The 1,055-nt window shown below is 32.3% G+C and carries 1 protein-coding gene and 1 pseudogene; both read left to right on the forward strand.

The window, feature by feature from the left end; translation table 11 throughout:
* A partial coding sequence (locus A3854_RS09615; protein ID WP_180378659.1) for a hypothetical protein occupies nucleotides 1-724 on the forward strand: 724 nt, incomplete at its 5' end.
* Between the two features lies 1 nt (nucleotide 725).
* Nucleotides 726-1,055 (forward strand): annotated as a pseudogene (locus A3854_RS09475) (hypothetical protein); the annotation flags it as partial.

Below are 1,055 nucleotides of genomic sequence, written 5' to 3' on the forward strand. Positions count from 1 at the left end.
AGACGAAGCTATGATAAAATTTGCCTCTGACTTTTCGCAGATAAACGACTATCCACTTGATCCCATAATGGACTATGGCAGCCATACTATTTCACCAAGCTTTGCTTGCTATGATGCCAAGGGCAAATATAAATTTAAAAAATACTCTCTAGAAGACTTTATATACCAGTCAGACTATAACTCTTTTAGAGATAATTACTTTGCAGATCTTTATAATCTAATAGTAAAAGAAGCTCCAAATTTAAAAGATAAAGCTCAAAAGATAGCTAGAGAAAGGATAAAAGATAGTAAAAAAGAGTGCATTAGATACTCAAAAAAAGAGTATGACTATAGCTTTGTAGAGAGCAAGGCTTTATTTGTATCTGAAAGTATAGGTTGTATAAGTGAAAAATATAGAGACTTTGCAGCAAAGCTAACTTTAATGCTTTATAAGGACGATAAAGAGCTATTTAGTAGAATTTACGGCGAAGACTATGAGAAATTTAAAGAGGTTTTTGAAGATACTATCTCTATATCAGACCTAAAATTTGAAGGCATAAGCGCAAAACAAAAAGAAAAAAATTTAAAGCTTTATAAAAATTTTGAAGAAAAATATAAGGACTACGATATTGAGGGCTTTGGGTATAATCATTGCTGGGATGCAAGCTATGTTTTATTAGTCCAATACTCCCTAATAGACAAAAATGGTCATTTAGTTTTACCAGAGAATAGAAAAGAGGAGTAGCGTGCCTACTTCTCATCACTTCAAACTCCCCTCGTCTAACAACAAACACCTAAATTTCTCTTTATTAAATTTCGCCAAAGAAAATAACTTTACCCTAAGAGATGATAAAGACTCGGCTATGTTTGATATGAAGCTTCGTCTAGCTCATGGCAACAATGTAGTGCCTACATCAGCATCAAGTTCAGGTCTTACTCTTACAATAAACAATCTCATCATTGAAAACGAAGATGGTAAGGCAAGTGAAGATATAGATAAGATATATCTTCATCACTGCTTTGATAAAAGTATATATGAGAGTATATCTTTAGTAAAAAATGAAGACTCAGATATC

It is taken from the genome of Campylobacter concisus, assembly GCF_002092845.1.
In the GTDB taxonomy this organism is placed as follows: domain Bacteria; phylum Campylobacterota; class Campylobacteria; order Campylobacterales; family Campylobacteraceae; genus Campylobacter_A; species Campylobacter_A concisus_AQ.